The sequence below is a fragment of the Brevibacterium sp. Lmc1 genome (assembly GCF_057654315.1).
Map to the genome: position 1 here is coordinate 2600979 of NZ_CM172803.1, position 17658 is coordinate 2618636.

A 17658-nucleotide genomic window follows, 5' to 3' on the forward strand; every position below is an offset into this window, starting at 1 on the left:
GTTGATGTCAGAAGGATTGAGCCCACGCCGAGGCGATCGCCTGGGCCCGGGTACGGACGTCGTCGGGGCGGTCGCCTCGGCGATAGAGGGAGGAGCCGAGGCCGAGGCCGGCTGCGCCAGCCTTTCTCCACTCGGCCGCGTTGTCGTTACCGACTCCCCCGACGGGGAAGAGTTCGGTGCCGCTGGGAAGAACTTCGCGCCAAGCTTTCATCCCGCTGATCCCCACCGCCGAGGATGGGAAGAGCTTGACGTTGGTGGCGCCGGCTTTGACTGCGGCGAACGCTTCGGTCGGGGTCGCAGCACCTGGGTAAGGGGTGAGCCCAAGTTCGAGTGCGGTCGTGATGACGTCGCGGTCGGTGTCGGGGGCGACGATGATGCGGGCACCGGCCTGTTGGCACTCGTGGACCTGGTCGGCGGTGAGCACCGTGCCGGCGCCGATCTCTACTGTGTCTCCGAATTTCCCGACGAGCGCGGTAATAGAGGCGAGTGGGTCGGGCGAGTTGAGTGGCACCTCGATGGCGGAGAAACCTGCGTCGACGATGCCTTCGGCGATGTCGAGGGCTTCGTCGGAGCGGACCCCGCGGAGGATGGCGATGAGGCCGGCGGGAACTGAGTCAGTCATGTGCATTCTCCTTAGTCGGCACGAGGCCGGAGTGTTCAAGGATGCGGAAGAGTCCGGTGGCAGCCGCGCGCGGATCCGCGACGACCGTTTCCCGACCGAGTCGGTTGAGTGCGCGTGAGTAGCGTTGGGTGAGGCTTGTCGATCCGCAGATGATGATGGGCTCCGCGGATTCCGTGTTCGGTGTCAGTTGGCTGGCCACCTCGGCGCCGATGAGCATTCCTGACAGGTAGTCGTTGACCTCATCGGCAAGCAGGCGCCCGTCGAGGGCCCAGGTGCGGGCGGAGAAGAGCGACGAGGTGAGGGCGGCGGGGTCATCGGCTCCGATGCTTACTCCCCAGTCGAAGGCTTCGAGGTGGAAGTCTTTGGTGGGTTCGGCCAGACGGGCGAGGATCGACGAGGTGCTCAGCAGGCCGAAGATTTCGCCGCTCATCGAGGTGGAGAAGTCGGTGACGCGAGTTCCTTCGCAGGCCACCCATTTGGTGTGGGTGCCGGGAAGGACCACCGCGCGCTGTTCTGTGAGGTCGGGGGTGAGCAGTCCGAGCAGCTGGGTCTCTTCACCGCGGATGACATCGGGGGCGTTAGTCTCGCTCGAGGTCTTCTGCAGGCCTGGGACGATGTCTAGGTTGACTGTGTCGAGTTCGACCGTAGTGAGGTGCTTGCCGAGAGCGCCAAGATCGGTCGGCAGGTCGAGGTAGCCCGCCTCGGCGATTCCTTGGGTTGAACCGATCATGCCGCTGGCCAAGACCGGGAGTTGGCCGAAGTCTGCGAGCCAGTCACCGATGGTGGATTGCGCGATGCGGGAGAAGTCGCCGCGCGGGTCGGTGGAGTCGGGACCGACGGCCATGATGCCGTCCGTTCCGTTTCGTTCGGCGAGGATCTCTCCGCCGTTGCCGATGAGGAATGCTCGCAGTGAGCTTGTCCCCCAGTCGAGGCCGATCAGCTGCGGGGCCTCGGGTGGTGCCAGTTTTGCCATAGAAGTCACTATGGTCATTGTGTTCATCATGTGCCATCCTTGTCCCTATATGTGGGATTGATGACATACTGGTGGAATGACCGAGAACCTTGACAGACGTTCGAGTGAACCGATCCCCCAGGGCACGCAAACCCTGGCCAGAGGACTGCAGATTATCAGCGCGGTGGCGCGTGGCTCGACGACGTTAAAGGCCGTGGTCGACACGACGGGTCTCGGCAGGTCGAGTGCGCACCGAATGATTCAGCTGTTGGTGCAGATGGGCTATCTGCGCCACGGGTCGCCTGGGGAATTTCGGCTGGGACCCACTCTCATCGAGTATGGGTTTACCGCACTCAACCAAGACCCGCTGCCGGTGGTCGCCAGGGAGAGTCTCGAGGCTCTGGCCCAACGGACGCAGGACACCATCCATCTCTCGGTCGAAGATGGCGAGTCGGTGCTTTATCTCCACAAGATTCCGGGCACGCGTGGGGCGGAGATGCGATCGCGTATTGGCCACCGGATGCCCTTGACTCGGACGGGCGTCGGGAAAGCACTGTTACTGGGACAGGAGGATCGGTGGGAGCGGCTCTTTATTGCGGAGAATCCTGAAGCAGATTCATCGGCAGTGGAGTCATTCGTCAAACGGATGAACGGCTACACGCGCGACGGGTCCTCATTCGACCTAGAAGAGAATGAACCAGGCATCCGGTGCGTAGCTGCACCGATCCGGGACGGCAGCGGAGAGATTGTCGCCGGCATCTCGCTGTCAGCTACTCGCCCATTCATGCCGAAGGACCGGATGCTGGCGCTGGTGCCGGTGATGAAGTCGGCTGCTTGGGAGATTTCGGTGAAGTTGGGGTATCGGCAGGGATAGAAGGACGCCCCGATTCTAAGAATGTTTTCTCGCCTCAACCGATGCACAGTCCCATGACGCAACGTAGTTTAGGGTGCAACTGAACGCCAGAACCGTATTGCTTCACTGTCTCCATTCCCTAGCCAGGTTGGTGTTCGTCGTGTTGATCGGCCTAACGATCTGCGGCAACACCTCGGTTTGCAATCTTCGCCCCCAAGGCTAGGAGAATGAGGTCGTCGGGCCGGTCAGGGTCTCTATGCGAAACGCTGTGAATGCGCTCCAATCTGTAACGTACGGTGTTCGGCCTGACGTTGAGCTTCTCGGCGGTACGAGTGAGGTTGAAACGATGGGCTATGTAGAGTTGCAGAGTCTCGACCAAGCTAGATCCGTGTTTGCCGTCGTATTCGGCAAGCGGATCGATAGTCTCGCCAAGGATCGCATCGCCCAGACCAGATTTCTCGATAACAGTCTGCAACAGAACATCGGTGTAAAAGTAGGCCTGACGGCTGCGGCTTACCTCCGACATCCGCGCAGCGTCAGCCGCCTCTCGATATGCTGCGGCTATGCCTGCTACACCATCGTGGACCCGGCTAACACCAACGACAAATCCGCAGAGTTCCGCCGCCAGGCTATTGGCGACCTCTCGAATCTGTGTCCCGTACGCCTCACCAAGATCGATGATGACGACTATCTCCTCCTCCCGCAATCCGACGAGGTGCCGCTGGGTCGAAGCGGCTGACAGCAGGCGCCTAACCGCAGTCAAACTGTCACGAGTCGAGTGGGGTTCCACGTCTGCACGATGGCGCCTGCGCAGGAGAATAACGTTGTGTTGTCGGCCCAGCTCCATTCCCAAGCGCGACAAGTAGCTATTCACTCGTTCTGACAGCGGATTACCTGAAATCAGCTCCTCGATCACATCCCTCTCTGCCAACTGACGGTCTTGAATTACGTTCTCGGATTCTTCGAGATACGAATTAGCTACAGCCAGCGAAACACTGTTGACGTAGCGCATCACTTCGCCTGCAACAGCGAACCCCGTCGCAGGAGATGCTTGGCATTCCGGCAATTCAGAGATCTCTCGCCAAACAACCTGGCCCCAGACACGGTAGGCGTGGAGCAATGCCTGCACCGAAACACCTTGACGGAACCTTCGCACCGCGCTGTTGCGGAATTCCTCGAGACTACGCTCCTCATCGACCTCGCCAGCAAGCCAGTTCAGCAAAGTCAGAAGGTTCCGCCGGGCCATCTCGGCGACGTCGTGATCGATGAAGCCTTCTGGCAGAGAGCGGTAATCGACGATCTCTGCGGTGTAAGCCTCCACCAAACGCTGGCTGATCCCCTCAGCCTTTCTACCAAGGTAGGCAATTACCGCAGCCATCAAAGGATCGGCCACGATCTGTCCCGGCATCTCAGCGTCTTCGGTCATAAGGACATCGTCTCACTGAAAATGAGGACTCATTTCAGCTGCAGCAGAATCGCCTGTCCCTGCCCACCGCCGCCGCACATTGCAGCAACTCCTAGGTCAATCCCACGGCGTCGCATCTCAAACGCCAGGCTCATAGTAATGCGAAAGCCCGATGCCCCCAACGGGTGACCGATCGAGATCGCCCCTCCATTGACATTGACGATACCGAGATCCACTCCGAGTTCACGAGCGCTCGCCAGCGCCACTCCGGCGAAAGCCTCGTTAATTTCCCATAGACCGATATCTTCGACGGCGAGTCCGGTCTTCTTCAGCAATTCGAACGCAGCTGCTGCCGGCTTGAGATGAAGCGAAGCATCGGGGCCCGCGACCGTAGCAGTACCGCAGATTTCAACCATAGGTTCGAACCCATGCGACCGGGCAAGTGACGCGGTCATCAGCAGCCCAGCGGACCCGGCGTCAGACATCTGTGAAGCGTTGCCGGCGGTGACTGTGCCCTCCGCGGTGAACGCGGGCCGCAGCTTTTCAAGACGGTCGATAGTGGAGTCGGCCCGTATACCTTCGTCGACGCCAAGGCCCGAAAACTCAACGATCTCTTCACCGAGGCGGCCAGCCTCTGTAGCGGCGTGCGCGCGCCGATGGCTTTCGACCGAGTACTCGTCCTGGTCTGCACGGGAGATTCTCAAATCAGCGTTGGCTCGATCAGCGATCGGCCCCATGCCAGAATCGGAGACTGCGCACCAGAGCCCGTCTTTCATGAGCAGATCAATGGCGGGCTCATCACCGACTGCAGTAGCCTGGCGGACTTGAAGTGCATGCGGCGCGCGACTCATCGAATCGAATCCGCCGACTACTGCGGAGTCCAGCTCTCCTGCCCGGATCATCGTAGCCGCCATGCCCGTGGCGAACATGCTCGCCAGGCACACGTTGTTGAGAGTGATAGCAGGAACTGTTGTCGACAGACCTCCTCGCAGAGCTGCCGAACGCGCCGGATTCTGGCCGTTTCCGGCTTGGACGACATTGGCGAGAATGACATGATCAGGCACGATGTCACCAGCGTTTCGCATCACCTCGGCGACTGCGGCCCCACCGAGGTCGAGCGGGTCGACCGTCTTCAACGCTCCGTTGAATCTCCCTACCGGTGTGCGCGCAGCACTGACGAGCACAGGGGTTCGCTCTATTGTGGACAATGGGCATCTCCTTGAGTTGTGGTTGTTTCCGGTCTAGATTCTGTCGGCCAGGTGAGGACGTTCTTGGTCTGGTTCGTCGAGGTGGATTCCCACGACCGTCAGTCGAACGCCATCGTGTAACAGACCGCCGTGCCGTCAAGAGCGATTGTTCCGTCATCGCGCACAACTTGCGTTTTGAGCTTTGTCACTGGCTTATCAGTGCGTGCTTCGAGCACTTCGACGCGACCTGTGATTTCGTCACCGGGGCGGACCGGAGCTATGAAGTCCCAGTTGACATTGAGGAATACGGTGCCAGGTCCGGGCAGTTTCTCGGCGACGACAGCGTTGAGGATGGCGCTGGTGATTCCGCCCTGGACAACGATCTCGCCGAACTTCGAGGAGACAGCAGCCGCCTGGTCGTAATGTAGGGGGTTCCTATCTCCGCTGATATCGGTGAACTTCACGATGTCTTCAGATGCAACGGTTCGCGTGAGTTCTGCAGTCTGTCCGACGGTCGGGGTGGTGGTCATCAGTATTTCTCCTTTTAACTGGTGATGGTGGTGCTATGGGTACCGGTGGCATCGGTCCCGGGCTGATGTGCAGATGGGTCTCCAGAATGGTCTCGGCGCCGCAGATACATGGCTATCGCTCCGGTCACAGGACCGGGTAGAAGAATGAGGAATGCGAACTGCCAGCTGGTGAGGTTCGCTGCCAGTGGTACTAGTTGGATGGTGAGAACGGTGATGAGGTAACCAACCGTGGTCTGAGCTGTCAGCGCCGTACCTACGTACCTCGCGTCGACGCTCTCACTCAACGCGGTGGAGAAGACTCCCGAGTCTGCGATAACCGAGGCACCCCAGATGATGAGGAATACGAGCATCAGTGGTCCGGCAACCGAGAACATGAACGGCGAACACAAACAACACAGGCCGCTGACAACAAGGGCAGACACCGCGGCCGTGCTGCGCCCGAACCGGTCAGCTAGCCATCCGCCGAGCAGGCAGCCCAGCAGACCGGCCACACCAATCGCGATGAACGACCAGGTTCCAATCACATCGGGACCTGCCTCGCTATCAACGGAACGACGGCTGAAGAGGATATAGGTTGGAAGCCACGTCCATAGTGCATAGAGCTCCCACATGTGCCCGAAATAGCCGAGGTTCGCAAGCAGCGGTGCTCGTGAGCGGAAACCCGCGAACGCGTATCGAGCTTTCGGACGGGCAGTCCGTTCTCTGCCTTTATCGTTTGGTCGGACCCAAGCCAGTGCAATTATTCCGGCGAGGATCGTGACCCCGGCAGCGATGAGCATGATCGACCGCCAAGGCAGTGACTGCGCGAGTCCGGAAATGAGATGCGGCATTCCCGAACCAAGGGTGAGCGCTCCGAGAAGTATGCCGAAGGCAATCCCCCGTTGACGGGGAGTGGTCCACGTCGCCATCACTTTCATACCGATCGGGTAGACACCTGCGAGGCAGGCACCTGTGAAGAAGCGCAACATGATGGCCGTCCATAGGCCGTCAGCACACAGCGCGAGCAACATTGTGGCCAAGCCAGCTCCGAAAGCAGAGACCCCCATGACCACCTGCGGACGGAACCGATCTCCGATGGTCAAAAGCGCCGAGGTGATTCCTCCGGCCACGAACCCGAGCTGCACCGAAGCGGTGAGCCAGACTGTTGCGAGCGGACCGATCGCCCATTCGTCCTGCAGAGACGTGGACACTGCTGTGGCAGAAAACCAGACCGTCAAGCCCAAGACTTCGACTCCGGCCAGGAGCAGAATCTGCCGCCACTTCCTCACGCTGGACTTCACTGTAGTTCGGTCACCTTAGGGGCTTCGCGTCCGGCAGCTCGGGTGCTGACGGTCGCATCGGCAGATGGCACACCGTCGCTTGTGTCGAGCACCACTGCCTTTCGGCGGTTTCCTCGGTGGGTCTCCGGTGCTGCTACCGTGGCAACGATGCTGACGATGCTCACACCGATCATGTAGAGCGCGACCAGCCAGGGGCGCCCGTCCGCGACCTGAAGCAGATAGACCGCCAACACCGGGGATACGGCACCGGCGACGGTGGAGGCAAGCTGGTACCCCAACGAGGTCCCGGTGTAACGAACCTTGGTATCAAACATCTCTGACATGAAAGCTGCCTGCGGGCCATACATCGCGTCGTGGAAGACGAAACCGATGACGATTGCCAAGGCGATGAGGATGACGTTGCGTGTATCGAGCAGAGAGAACATCGGGAAGGCAAACAGACCCGAGGCAATGGCTCCGAACAGGTAGGTCCGCCGACGTCCGAATTGGTCGGAGAGCCAGCCGAAGAGCATCAGGGTGAACACGCTGACGACACATGCCACCATGACCCCGCCGAGGGCCACTTCATCGGACATACCTAAGGATTCGCCCACGTAGGTGAGAGTGAACACTGTGAGGATATAGAAGATCGCGTTCTGCGAGATTTTCACACCCGTGGCGACGAGCAGACGTTGCCACTGGGTGCGCAGCATATCCGCGACGGGGAACCTCGCAATGTCGTCATTCTCTTTGGCATGTGCGAAGTCCGGTGTCTCCTCCATCTTCAAGCGGATGATCAGACCAGTTGCGATCAATAGTGCCGAACCGAGGAAGCCGATGCGCCAACCCCAAGCGACGAAAGCTTCGTGGCCCAAAACGAAATTGGTGATCATGAAGACGGCGTTGGCCATGAACAGACCGACCGGCACGCCCACTTGGGGCCAAGAACCGGCAAGGCCCTTCCTCGTTTCCGGCGCGTGTTCCACAGCGACGAGAACAGCGCCGCCCCACTCGCCTCCAACTCCGAAGCCCTGAATAACGCGCAAAGTGACCAGCAAGATGGGTGCCCATATCCCGATCGTCTCGAACGTCGGCAATACACCAATCAGAGTGGTTGCGCAGCCCATCATCATCAACGAGAGTACGAGCATCGACTTTCGCCCGATCCGGTCGCCGAAGTGCCCCATGACAATTCCACCTAACGGGCGGGCAATGAAACCTGCGGAGAATGTCATTAGCGAAAGCAGTGTCCCTGTGGGGCCGTCGAAATCTGTGAAGAACACCTGATTGAAGACGAGCGCCGCGGCGGTCCCATATAGATAGAAGTCGTACCACTCGATCGCGGTGCCGATGAAACTGCCCCATTTGGCGCGTCGGGCCATCTCTGGTGTCCGGGCGGATGGGGTTGTTGTTTTCGCAGTTGTCATATCCTGACCTCCTTGTCAGCCGGGCACTATTGGTCCCGGGTGGATGAGCTCCTAGTTAGAAGCGGGTGCGAAATTGAGGAGCATTTGTTTGAGCTGTTCGTCCCAGGTGGGACGAAGAGTGACTGGCAGCCCGACCCTTACGTCCGCAGGAGCGCAATCGAGGATCCTGGCCATCAACCGTGGTCCTTCCTCCAACTCGACGAGCGCGATCACATAGGGAACCTCTGCCGCCCACGCTGGATGCCCGGGCTTTTCGACAACGGTGAAAGTCCACACGACGCCCCTGCCAGACGCTGATATCCAGTTGAGGTCATCCGACCAACAGGTGGTACATAGGTTGCGCGGATAGTGTTGCTGGTGACCACAGTCGCTGCAATGTTGGATGAGCATCTGCCCGTCATTGGCACTATCCCAAAACGGCTGAGTCAATGTTGTGGTCACTAGTCCTGGCCGTCGGGTCACAGAGGTAGTGGTCTCAGTGGTCATTACTTCTCCCTTCCTAGAACGAGTGCAACTTCCTCACTGAGAGTCGCTCCGTTTCCGGTCACCAAGGCGAGTTTCGGATCAGCTATCTGACGGAGTTCGGCATCTCCACGCAATTGCAGGACCGCCTCGACCACGTGCCCCATGCCCCCGGCCAGATCGGCTTGCCCCGTCGATAGCTGTCCGCCATGCGGATTTATCGGCAGCGTGGAAGCAATAGAGAAGTCCGCTTCTTCCAACCACGGCCCGGCCTCACCTTTCCCACAGATACCTGCGTCCTCAATCGTCTCGGCAACGACGATCGAATAGCAGTCATAGATTGATAAGAAGTCAAGATCGGACGCAGTGATCGAAGCCATCCGATACGCATGGGCAATTGCGGATGCCAGCGGCGAGGTAGTCAACCTCGGCGCTTGAGACAGAGCACGATGCGTGATCATTTCACCGGCGCCAAGAAGCTGTACGGGATCGTGGGGCATGTCGAGTGCGCGTTCAGATGATGTGACAACTACGGCGGCTCCGCCGCCACAGGGCATGACCACCTCGAGGAGGTGTAGAGGTGACATCACCATCGGCGAAGCAAGCACATCGTCGATCGTGATCTCCTTCCCGTGAAAAACCGCGTTCGGGTTGAGCATCGCGTTAGACCGTTGTTTGACCGGCACCTGTGCGAGTTGTTCTGCCGTGGTACCGAACTCGGCCATATGCGCTTGGGCGACCATCGCGTACGCCTGGTTCGCACCGCTGGCACCAAAAGGAACGTCGAACTCGCGGATCGGGTTACGATTCGGCGAGCGCGGCAAGCGCTCGGGATCCCGTGCATTACCAAGAACGCAAAGGACCGTATTTGCCATGCCCGCTGAAATCGCCGCGGCCGCACGCCAGACCATCCCTGGCCCGCATGCTCCACCGAGATCCACGATGTCGGCGAAGCGCGGTTGAAGCCCGAGGTACTCCGCCACTGCTGCGGGAGCATGTTGGGGCGTCTCTCCGACCTGGGGACCGATCATCAAACCGTCGATACTTTGTGGGGTCAGCCCTGCGTCGAGAACGGCAGCGCGGCCGGCCCTCGCGATCATCTCCAGACTTGTCACCCCTGGAGTTGTGCGCCGAGGCGGAAGTTCGTGGGCTCCAACGATCGCTGCGCCCTTCATACGAATTCGCTTTCTCGGTTTTCTGCCTGCAAATGGGCACCTGGAACATTGGCCGTATTACGTAGTTCCGGTGCGACAGTCAGTGATGCTCCTGTAGCTTTGATAACTTCGTCTACGCTGAGGCCGTCGGCCACCTCACGGAGGACAAGCCCGTCATCGGTAACATCCATAACTCCGAAATTCGTGATCACCATGGAGACAACTCCGCATCCCGTCAGCGGCAATGTGCACTCTTCCAGGATCCGGTGGTCACCGTTCTTGGTTAGATGCTCCATGAGGACGATGACGCGCTTGGCGCCGTGGACGAGATCCATCGCTCCCCCAGGACCCTTGATCATCTTTCCGGGGACAGTCCAATTGGCCAGATCTCCTGTGGCCGAGACCTGCATACCACCGAGAACAGTGACATTCAGTTTGCCGCCACGGACCATGCCGAAACTCATTGCAGAGTCGAAATATGCCGCTCCTGGCAGCACGGTCACGGTTTCCTTACCAGCGTTGATGAGCTTGGGGTCCGCTTCATCCTCATACGGGTATGGCCCGACACCGACGATCCCGTTTTCGGAATGCATGACGATCTCGAGACCATCAGGAAGGTAATTCGGTATGAGGGTTGGCAGGCCGATACCGAGGTTGACATATCCGCCAGAGGGTAGTTCCTTCGCCGCACGTGCAGCCATATCATTACGAGTCCAGACCATGTTTCAAGCTCCTTAATGTGGTGGTTACAGGGTCAAACGGCCGCACGAGGACGGGTTCTCAGCTTCTCGATCGGGAGTTCGTCGCGCACTTCTGCGGTCTGAGCGATAACCCGATGTACGTAGATTCCGGGTATGTCGACATCATCGGGGTCAATCTCTCCAGGCTCTACAAGCTCTTCAACCTCCGCTATCGTGATGCGACCACAGGTGGCGACAACCGGGCTGAACGCCCTCTCCGCCTTTTCGAAGACGAGATTTCCGTGCCGGTCACCTTTGGCTGCACGCACAAGTGCAAAGTCCGGGACAATCGCCTGTTCGAGTACGTAAGTCAATCCCTGACCGAAATGATCGAACTTGCGAGTTTCCTTCGCTGGCGACTCAACAATCACTTTGCCTGAGGAGTCGTAGCGCCAAGGCAGTCCACCGTCCGCTACGACGGTGCCGACCCCGGATGCCGTGTAGAAGCCGGGGATACCCGCACCACCGCACCGCATACGTTCTGCGAGAGTGCCTTGCGGGGCGAATTCCAGTTCGAGCTCGCCGCTAAGATACCGCCGGGCGAATTCCTGATTCTCTCCGACGTACGAAGCAATCATCCGGGTAATCTGCCCGGTTGTAAGCAGCTCTCCCAGACCCCAATCATCGACTCCGCAATTGTTCGAGATGATCTCGAGGTCACCGACTCCAAGGTCCCGGAGGGCGCGAATCAGAGTAATCGGAACTCCGACTAATCCGAATCCTCCGACTGCGATTGATGCACCGGTGGGAATGTCCGCGACAGTATCTGCAGCAGATGAGTGCACTTTGTCCATAACGTGTGGTCTCCTTCGACATCGTCATTGATCCGACTGAAGACGACGCTACGAGTCGCGCACTACTTCGGTCACTGCTTGGAAACGCAGACTTCGACTCAAGAGATTGAAAAATACGCAAAATTGCACTTCAGGTGGCTGTAACTGTCTCGAGCTAACCATTTGGCTGCTAATAGTTTCGGTCATTTCCATGCCCGCGGGGATTCCCAAGACTCTCGCTCAGTTCGGACCTGCCGCCTTCACGATAGAACAGGCCAAATCCTGACCCGTCCGGCTTCTTCACACCTTGCGCGACTGAAATAGGCACAAGGCAAGTTCAACGAGCTCGTCTGCTTTCAAGCATCGGAAGAGGTCGAGGTCGCGGACGGGCCCGCCCCGCGGGATACGAATTCGGATCGCTCGCCAGTTTCAACATTTCCGACTCCATCCGTCACCAAGGGATACTGGTCGCTGGCCTTGAAGCTCATACCGCTAGGATTGGTCGCCACGTTCATGCGCGCTGTCATGAACGAGGGCATTGGCGTATTAATTTTCCTCAGCTATGCTCCAACGAACTCTCGGATCGTAGACAGTTCACGCCGCGCCTGCGACAGCCCCATACGGTGAGCAGCCGCGAGACGTGAGAGATCGCGGGTGCTGTTGTCGACCGGCATGCGTTCGGGGACGAAGACGTGCGCCTTGCCCTCCGCTTCGAGCTCGAAGATGCGTTCACGGGTCTCGTTGTAGCGCTTCCACCGCGTCAGCAGCGCATCGGCTAAGGCCGGATACTTTCGGAAAATGCCGCGAAAGACTGCAGGGAATCGCTGCGGCTCCTTCCAGTAACCACGTTCTTGCGTGAGAACAATGACGAACTTCTCGAAACCCTCGCGCTGAGCCTGGCTCAACGCGATGCCGCCATCCTCCCCCATAGCACCGTCGACGTACACATGCCCATCAAGGTGCACCGGCGGCATGACAATCGGCATCGTCGATGACGCCTGCACTCGGATCATCAGATCGTCGATATTCGGGGTGTCCTTCTTCGACCACACCGCCTCGTCGCCGGTCACCGCATCGAACGCGATGACCCGCATATCACCGGTGCTCGACTCATATGTGTCCCAATCGAACGGCAGTGCTTCGTCGGGTGCACCTGCACGCTGGTAGATGTACTCACCATGGAACATCCCCTTGCCTCGAGCGAAGTAGCGCCACCCACCGAATTCTTCTTCTTTGGCGAACTCGACGAACGATCGACGCACTCTCCATTTATCCTCGGATAGGTAGTTCACTGCAGTGGACGCTCCAGCACTGATGCCAGCGACCCAATCGAACGACAGACCATCGTTGAGCAAGACAACGGCCATGGCGCTAGTGAGCGACGCTCGCATTCCACCGCCTTCGAAGATGAGTGCGGTATCGCTGATTCGCGTCGTCTCCACTGGCTCCGTCACTTGGCCTACCCGAGCCCTTCCCATGTCATCCGCTGTCTGAGCGCCGGCGCAAGGACCAACGCTGCAATCACACTACCAGCAAGTAACATCCAGGCGCCGAAGTACGTGAAGAGTTTGAGCTCTGGTGCCAATGCTGGGCCGAAGTCTGCAGCCATGAGGATCACTCCGCCGAGGATGAGTGCAGTCGAGACGATCACCTGAATGAACTGCTCGACCGTGGAAACAAGCAGATTCTTGATAGTCGCAATGTTCAGTCCGCTCGTACCGACGTCGAGCGTACCGTCCTGCAGATGGCCAGCAATGCGCGAAATCTGCCCGGGCAGCTCGGCGATCTGCGGTGCGGTCGCCGCTGCGTATAAGGTCATCTCGTGTCGGTCGACTCCCAGTCCCCCAACTTCCCGGAGCAGTGTTTTGCCGTTCTGCGTGACCAGCGCCAGCAGATTGAGTTCGGGCACGAGACGGGTGATCGACCCTTCGAGGGTGCTGATGGCACGGAATGCCGTTGCCACGGAGGCCGGCATCGGGAAACCGAAGTCGACGACGAAGTCAATGAGTTCGCCGAAGAGCGCAGCCGAGGTCGAGCCCGGTGCCCCGTCTCCGTACTTGAGCATTATCTGCCCGATCTCTCGCTGCAGCTCCCGCAGGTTCACTTCGCTCGGTGTGCCGAGCAGCTCGAGGATTGCGGCAGTTGCCGCTTGCGAGTTCTGCGAGTCGAAGGCCATGAGCAGCAAAGCGATTGCTCGACGGTCGCGTTTGTCAATGCGTCCGACGGCACCGAAGTCGACGAGGCCTGCACGACCTGCGCTCGAGACGACGATGTTTCCGGGGTGGAGGTCGGCGTGGAAGATGCCCTTCCCGAGCACCTGGCGGACGACCATGAGGAAGAGGTCCTGGGCGATCTCTCTGCGCGCGATTTCGGAGAGGTGGTCGACCACCTCGGCGCCGTGGGACAGAGGGGAACCTTCGACGAGGTCCATGACGATGACGAACTCGCCGGAGAGCTCCTTGTACACGTGAGGGATGTGGACGACGGAATCGGTCTTCGTCGTCGACCGGCCGGTCTCATCGGCGAGGCGGAGGGCTTCGATGTGGGCGAGTTCGCCGCGGTAGTCGAGTTCGCCCTGCAGGGAATCGACGAAGCTGCGAGCGAGCTTCGCGATGCCGATCTTCTTCGCCCAGTCGGTGGTGCGATCGAGACGGTCGGCCAGGGTGAGGACGATATCGCAGTCGGCGCGGACCTGTTTGCGGATCTTCGGCCGTTGCACCTTGACCGCGACCACGCGACCTTCCCAGGTCACGGCGCGGTGGACCTGGGCGACGGAGGCACCTGCGAAGGGCTTCTCGTCGAACTCGGCGAACACCTCGGCGACGGGACGGCCCCATGCGGCCTCGAGCTGATCCTTCACCTCGGCGAAGGGAACGGGCTTCACCCCGGCCTGGAGGGTGGAAAACTCCTCGACGAATTCGTGCGGGATCATGTCACCGCGCGTGGCGATGAACTGGCCGAGCTTGATGAACGTGACCCCCGAGGCGGCCAGGGCGTCTCGGGTGGTAGCAGCGATCTCTCGGAGGGAGACACGCAGGGTGGGGATTCTGGGTCGAAGGTAGCGGGAGAGGCCGAATTTGATGAGGATCTTCTGGATCTGGGCCAGGCGGTTGACTCGGCGGTACCAGGTGGGGATCTTCGGCGCGTTGCGGATGAGTGAGCTCAGGGTGCCCGAGGGCATGATGAGTTCGATCGCGAGGAGGACGAACATCTGGATGACGATGAACCAGGCGAAGAGCAGCAGGAAGACCATGATGGCGGGGAAGCTCATCGACAGGTTCGGGTATTGGTCGGATTCGGAGATGCCGAGGAGTTTGTAGGCCTGGAGGGTGATGGGCCAGATCGAGAGGCCCATAATGAGGGAGACGATGGTATTGCGGGCGGCTCCGGTGCCGGTGAGCATCAGCCGCCGGACGAGGAATCCGACGATGAGCGCGCTGAGGACGCCCAGCCCGATGGTGTAGAGGATCGTCACCCGTCAGCCCTTCCGTCGTCTATGCCCTGCGCGTTCACCAGCCTAGTTGATCAAGGGGCAGGTGAGATTGAGAGTTTGTGGTGGATCAGAATAGCCCTCTTCAGATCACGCACCGACAGCGATATCATAATAGTGATATCAAAGGAGGAGACGTGGAACAGATTCTTATTCGTAATCTGCCGGAAGGCACCAAAGCCATATTGCGCAGACGAGCAGCTGCTCATAACTCGAGCATCGAGGCAGAAGCCAGGGAAGCTCTTGCCGTTGGCATTGCGGCCGAGGAACCGACACTCGTCGACCTCATCTCAATGAGCACCGATACTCAGGTCGAGTTCGAGCCGAAGCGCCTTGGCCTGAAGGCACGTAGCGCAGAGCTATGAACTTCCTTCTTGACACGAACGTCGTCTCAGCTCTGCGAGTCCGGGGTCGAAATCCGGAAGTTGAAGAGTGGTCCAGTTCGATACCCGCACAAGCCCAGTATGTTTCTGCCTTGACCATTTCCGAGATCGAGCGTGGTGTAGCGGCGAAGGAACGCACGGACTCACAGCAAGGCAAGATTTTGCGAATGTGGTTCGAGGACATGTTGCTTCCTGGCTTCGCGGGACGCATTCTCCCCTTCGACCTGCCTGCCGCCCGTGCGCTGGGCTCGTTCCGCGTGCCCGAGTATGCCCCGCTCGACGACGCACTCATTGCTTCGATCGCCATTGCCCACCACATGACTGTCGCTACCCGAAACACTAAACATTTCGAAACATTGGATGGAGTGCAGTTGGTGAATCCGTGGACGGGCTATTCCAGCTGATCACAGCACAACACTAGATTCAATGGTTCGATACTGTGGTACTCACATAGGTCGAGAGCAGGTTGGCACGATTCTTTTCGGACTGAGAATCGGCGTCGGCGTTAATCCGTGCCGTAGGCGAATACGCTGGCGGATATGCTCTGCGACTTCTATCAGCGTGGATGGAAGGAAACTGGCTGGATATGGCAGTAGTCAAAGGTGGTTCGACGGTATATGGAGGTGCCGTAGGCTTCCTCATGTTGGAAACTCAGTTCCCTCGGATTCGCGGCGATGTGGGGAACTACGGAACATGGGACTTTCCTGCGATCTATGAAATCGTGCCGGAGGCTCTACCCTCGAGTGTGATCGGTGTCGATATCGATGACAGCCTCGTGGACGCATTCCTGGCGGCAGGGCGCAATCTGGTTCAAAAAGGCGCGAAAGTTATAGGAACGAGTTGCGGGTACCTTTCGGCAATCCAACCAATTCTGACCCATGAGTTAAGGGTCCCCGTTGTCGCGTCTTCCCTGGTGCAGGTGCCGCTCGTCTCGAGCATCGTTGGGCGCAATGCTCCAATCGGGATTCTCACTGAGCGACCCCATCTTGAAGACTCCCATTTCACCGCTGCTGGGTGGCAACCGACGGACTTCGACATACGCCTCGGGAGCTTCCGCGCGAACTCCTATTTCCCGCAAGTTTTCATTGATAATTCCCCGACTGCAGACGTCGATCAGCTCAGTTCAGAAATCCACCTCGCCGTAGGAGACCTCGTCTCTACACATCCAGACATTCGGGCAATCGTCTTCGAATGCACTAACTTCGTGCCGTTCAGCAAGAGTCTGCGAGAGCGATTCGGACTGCCGATCTTCGACTACCATACTGCGATCACTAATGCGCACAATGCGGTTGTCGGACCCACGTTTACCCCAACGCTCTGAGGGCATTTACAGTGCCCGCAGATCCGTCAATTGCCAGTTTTCTCCATATTCGAACGCTCAGAGCTGTCGTCGAATACGGTTCCTTCAGCGGTGCTGCGAAAGAACTCGACTACACAACTTCGGCGATATCTCAACAGATCTCACAGCTAGAGAAGACCCTCGGAGTAAAACTCTTCGAACGCGGTCCTCGCAGTGTTTCAGTAACTGCCGCAGGAGAACAGATGTACGAGCTCGGCGCAGATCTGCTCGGCTCTATCGCTGAAATCGCGGACAAGATGACCGCCCATTCCAAAGGAGAGGCTGGTCGCCTGCGTGTGACTGCAGTGGGTAGCGCTGCCGCCCAACTGATGCCCCGAGCTGTCGCCAACATTGCCGCGGAGCACCCTGAGGCCCGGATCAGCGTAGTCTCGCCTGGACCCCACTTAGATGTAGGTCAAGCAGTGAGAACAGGAGAAGCCGATATTGGCGTCGTCTATGAGTACACCGGACGACCGCCGCAACATGTCCCCGGGCTGGACCGAACGCCGCTCTTGTCAGAAGAGATGGTTGTCCTCGGACGGGACCAAGGTCCGTCAGGGTCACGAGACTCGCTTCGGGTGTTTGGCAATGCACCGTGGGCAAGTGGAAGTCGGGGGAGCATCCAGGACATGGTGCTCAACAGTGTGTGCCAATCCGCCGGCTTCATCCCCCAGGTCTACCATCGGAGCGACGATCTCGACGTCATTAGGGGTTTCGTCAGTCAGGGGCTGGGCATTGCATTGGTTCCAGTCCTGGCCCTTGGAATAGATCGAAACATTCGACTTTATCGGCTTAACGAGGTTACAGCTCGTCGGCAAGTGCTCCTCGTCAGCAGGACTACAGATAGCAATCCGCTCGTGGATATAGCGATCTCGGCTTTTCATAGTGCTGCAGAGGATTTTCTCGACTGGTCATTGACAGCGTTCGGAGTCACGTTTGAGACGCCGATGCTGAATGTGACGACCGAGCTTCAATAATAATGAATCTGAGGTCGAGGATTTCTCGCCCTTGGCCACTACCTGCGACGGCTGAGTCTGAGCTTAAATGAACTCTCATATAGCCATTCAATAGATGGCCTCCGG

At 58.9% G+C, this 17658-nt stretch carries 18 protein-coding genes; 5 read left to right on the plus strand and 13 right to left on the minus strand.

All coding sequences use genetic code 11. The features are described from left to right. Positions 1 to 7 precede the first annotated feature (7 nt). Positions 8 to 622, minus strand: a complete 615-nt coding sequence (locus AC239G_RS11600; RefSeq protein WP_487488904.1) for a 2-dehydro-3-deoxy-6-phosphogalactonate aldolase — start codon at positions 620 to 622, stop codon at positions 8 to 10. Continuing rightward, positions 615 to 1595 carry a 2-dehydro-3-deoxygalactonokinase gene (locus AC239G_RS11605; protein WP_487488905.1) on the minus strand — a complete coding sequence of 327 codons (981 nt, stop codon included), beginning with the start codon at positions 1593 to 1595 and terminating at the stop codon, positions 615 to 617. The genes AC239G_RS11600 and AC239G_RS11605 overlap by 8 nt, the downstream gene beginning before the upstream one ends. A 76-nt stretch (positions 1596 to 1671) precedes the next feature. Here AC239G_RS11605 and AC239G_RS11610 point away from each other — a divergent pair, with 76 nt between their 5' ends. Then, positions 1672 to 2448 carry an IclR family transcriptional regulator gene (locus AC239G_RS11610; protein WP_487488906.1) on the plus strand — a complete coding sequence of 259 codons (777 nt, stop codon included), beginning with the start codon at positions 1672 to 1674 and terminating at the stop codon, positions 2446 to 2448. 151 nt (positions 2449 to 2599) lie between these two features. On the opposite strand, the gene AC239G_RS11615 is transcribed toward AC239G_RS11610, so the two are convergent. The 11 genes from AC239G_RS11615 to AC239G_RS11665 form a co-directional block, all read right to left on the minus strand. Beyond that, positions 2600 to 3853, minus strand: a complete 1254-nt coding sequence (locus AC239G_RS11615; RefSeq protein WP_487488907.1) for a PucR family transcriptional regulator — start codon at positions 3851 to 3853, stop codon at positions 2600 to 2602. A 29-nt stretch (positions 3854 to 3882) separates the two neighbouring features. Next, the gene (locus AC239G_RS11620; RefSeq protein ID WP_487490113.1) at positions 3883 to 5016 is read right to left on the minus strand and encodes an acetyl-CoA C-acyltransferase; all 1134 of its coding nucleotides are present in this window, start codon (positions 5014 to 5016) and stop codon (positions 3883 to 3885) included. A 122-nt stretch (positions 5017 to 5138) separates the two neighbouring features. Next, the gene (locus AC239G_RS11625) at positions 5139 to 5549 is read right to left on the minus strand and encodes a MaoC family dehydratase (RefSeq protein ID WP_487488908.1); all 411 of its coding nucleotides are present in this window, start codon (positions 5547 to 5549) and stop codon (positions 5139 to 5141) included. Between the two features lie 14 nt (positions 5550 to 5563). After that, positions 5564 to 6829, minus strand: a complete 1266-nt coding sequence (locus AC239G_RS11630; RefSeq protein ID WP_487488909.1) for an MFS transporter — start codon at positions 6827 to 6829, stop codon at positions 5564 to 5566. Beyond that, positions 6826 to 8235 (minus strand): MFS transporter, encoded by a 1410-nt coding sequence (locus AC239G_RS11635; RefSeq protein WP_172174618.1) that lies wholly within the window; start codon positions 8233 to 8235, stop codon positions 6826 to 6828. The genes AC239G_RS11630 and AC239G_RS11635 overlap by 4 nt, the downstream gene beginning before the upstream one ends. A 51-nt stretch (positions 8236 to 8286) precedes the next feature. Beyond that, a complete protein-coding gene (locus AC239G_RS11640) occupies positions 8287 to 8721 on the minus strand; it encodes a Zn-ribbon domain-containing OB-fold protein (protein WP_487488910.1) in 435 nt (144 codons plus the stop codon). After that, positions 8721 to 9812, minus strand: a complete 1092-nt coding sequence (locus AC239G_RS11645) for a thiolase family protein (RefSeq protein ID WP_487488911.1) — start codon at positions 9810 to 9812, stop codon at positions 8721 to 8723. The genes AC239G_RS11640 and AC239G_RS11645 overlap by 1 nt, the downstream gene beginning before the upstream one ends. A 56-nt stretch (positions 9813 to 9868) precedes the next feature. After that, a complete protein-coding gene (locus AC239G_RS11650) occupies positions 9869 to 10573 on the minus strand; it encodes a CoA transferase subunit B (RefSeq protein WP_487488912.1) in 705 nt (234 codons plus the stop codon). Positions 10574 to 10605: 32 nt separating this feature from the next. After that, positions 10606 to 11385 (minus strand): CoA transferase subunit A, encoded by a 780-nt coding sequence (locus tag AC239G_RS11655; protein WP_487488913.1) that lies wholly within the window; start codon positions 11383 to 11385, stop codon positions 10606 to 10608. Positions 11386 to 11924: 539 nt separating this feature from the next. Next, on the minus strand, positions 11925 to 12806 hold the full coding sequence (locus AC239G_RS11660; protein ID WP_487488914.1) for a patatin-like phospholipase family protein: 882 nt from the start codon (positions 12804 to 12806) through the stop codon (positions 11925 to 11927). A 17-nt stretch (positions 12807 to 12823) separates the two neighbouring features. Next, positions 12824 to 14839, minus strand: a complete 2016-nt coding sequence (locus AC239G_RS11665; protein ID WP_487488915.1) for an ABC1 kinase family protein — start codon at positions 14837 to 14839, stop codon at positions 12824 to 12826. Positions 14840 to 14991: 152 nt separating this feature from the next. Between AC239G_RS11665 and AC239G_RS11670 the strand changes: the two genes are divergently transcribed. The 4 genes from AC239G_RS11670 (at position 14992) to AC239G_RS11685 (ending at position 17553) form a co-directional block, all read left to right on the plus strand. Then, positions 14992 to 15219, plus strand: a complete 228-nt coding sequence (locus AC239G_RS11670; protein WP_062244193.1) for a FitA-like ribbon-helix-helix domain-containing protein — start codon at positions 14992 to 14994, stop codon at positions 15217 to 15219. After that, a complete protein-coding gene (locus AC239G_RS11675) occupies positions 15216 to 15641 on the plus strand; it encodes a type II toxin-antitoxin system VapC family toxin (RefSeq protein ID WP_062861902.1) in 426 nt (141 codons plus the stop codon). Before AC239G_RS11670 ends, AC239G_RS11675 begins: the two co-directional genes overlap by 4 nt. Positions 15642 to 15823: 182 nt before the next feature. After that, positions 15824 to 16558, plus strand: coding sequence for an aspartate/glutamate racemase family protein (locus tag AC239G_RS11680; RefSeq protein WP_487488916.1), 735 nt, complete (start codon positions 15824 to 15826; stop codon positions 16556 to 16558). 11 nt (positions 16559 to 16569) lie between these two features. Further along, positions 16570 to 17553, plus strand: a complete 984-nt coding sequence (locus AC239G_RS11685) for a LysR family transcriptional regulator (protein WP_487488917.1) — start codon at positions 16570 to 16572, stop codon at positions 17551 to 17553. Positions 17554 to 17658 lie beyond the last annotated feature (105 nt).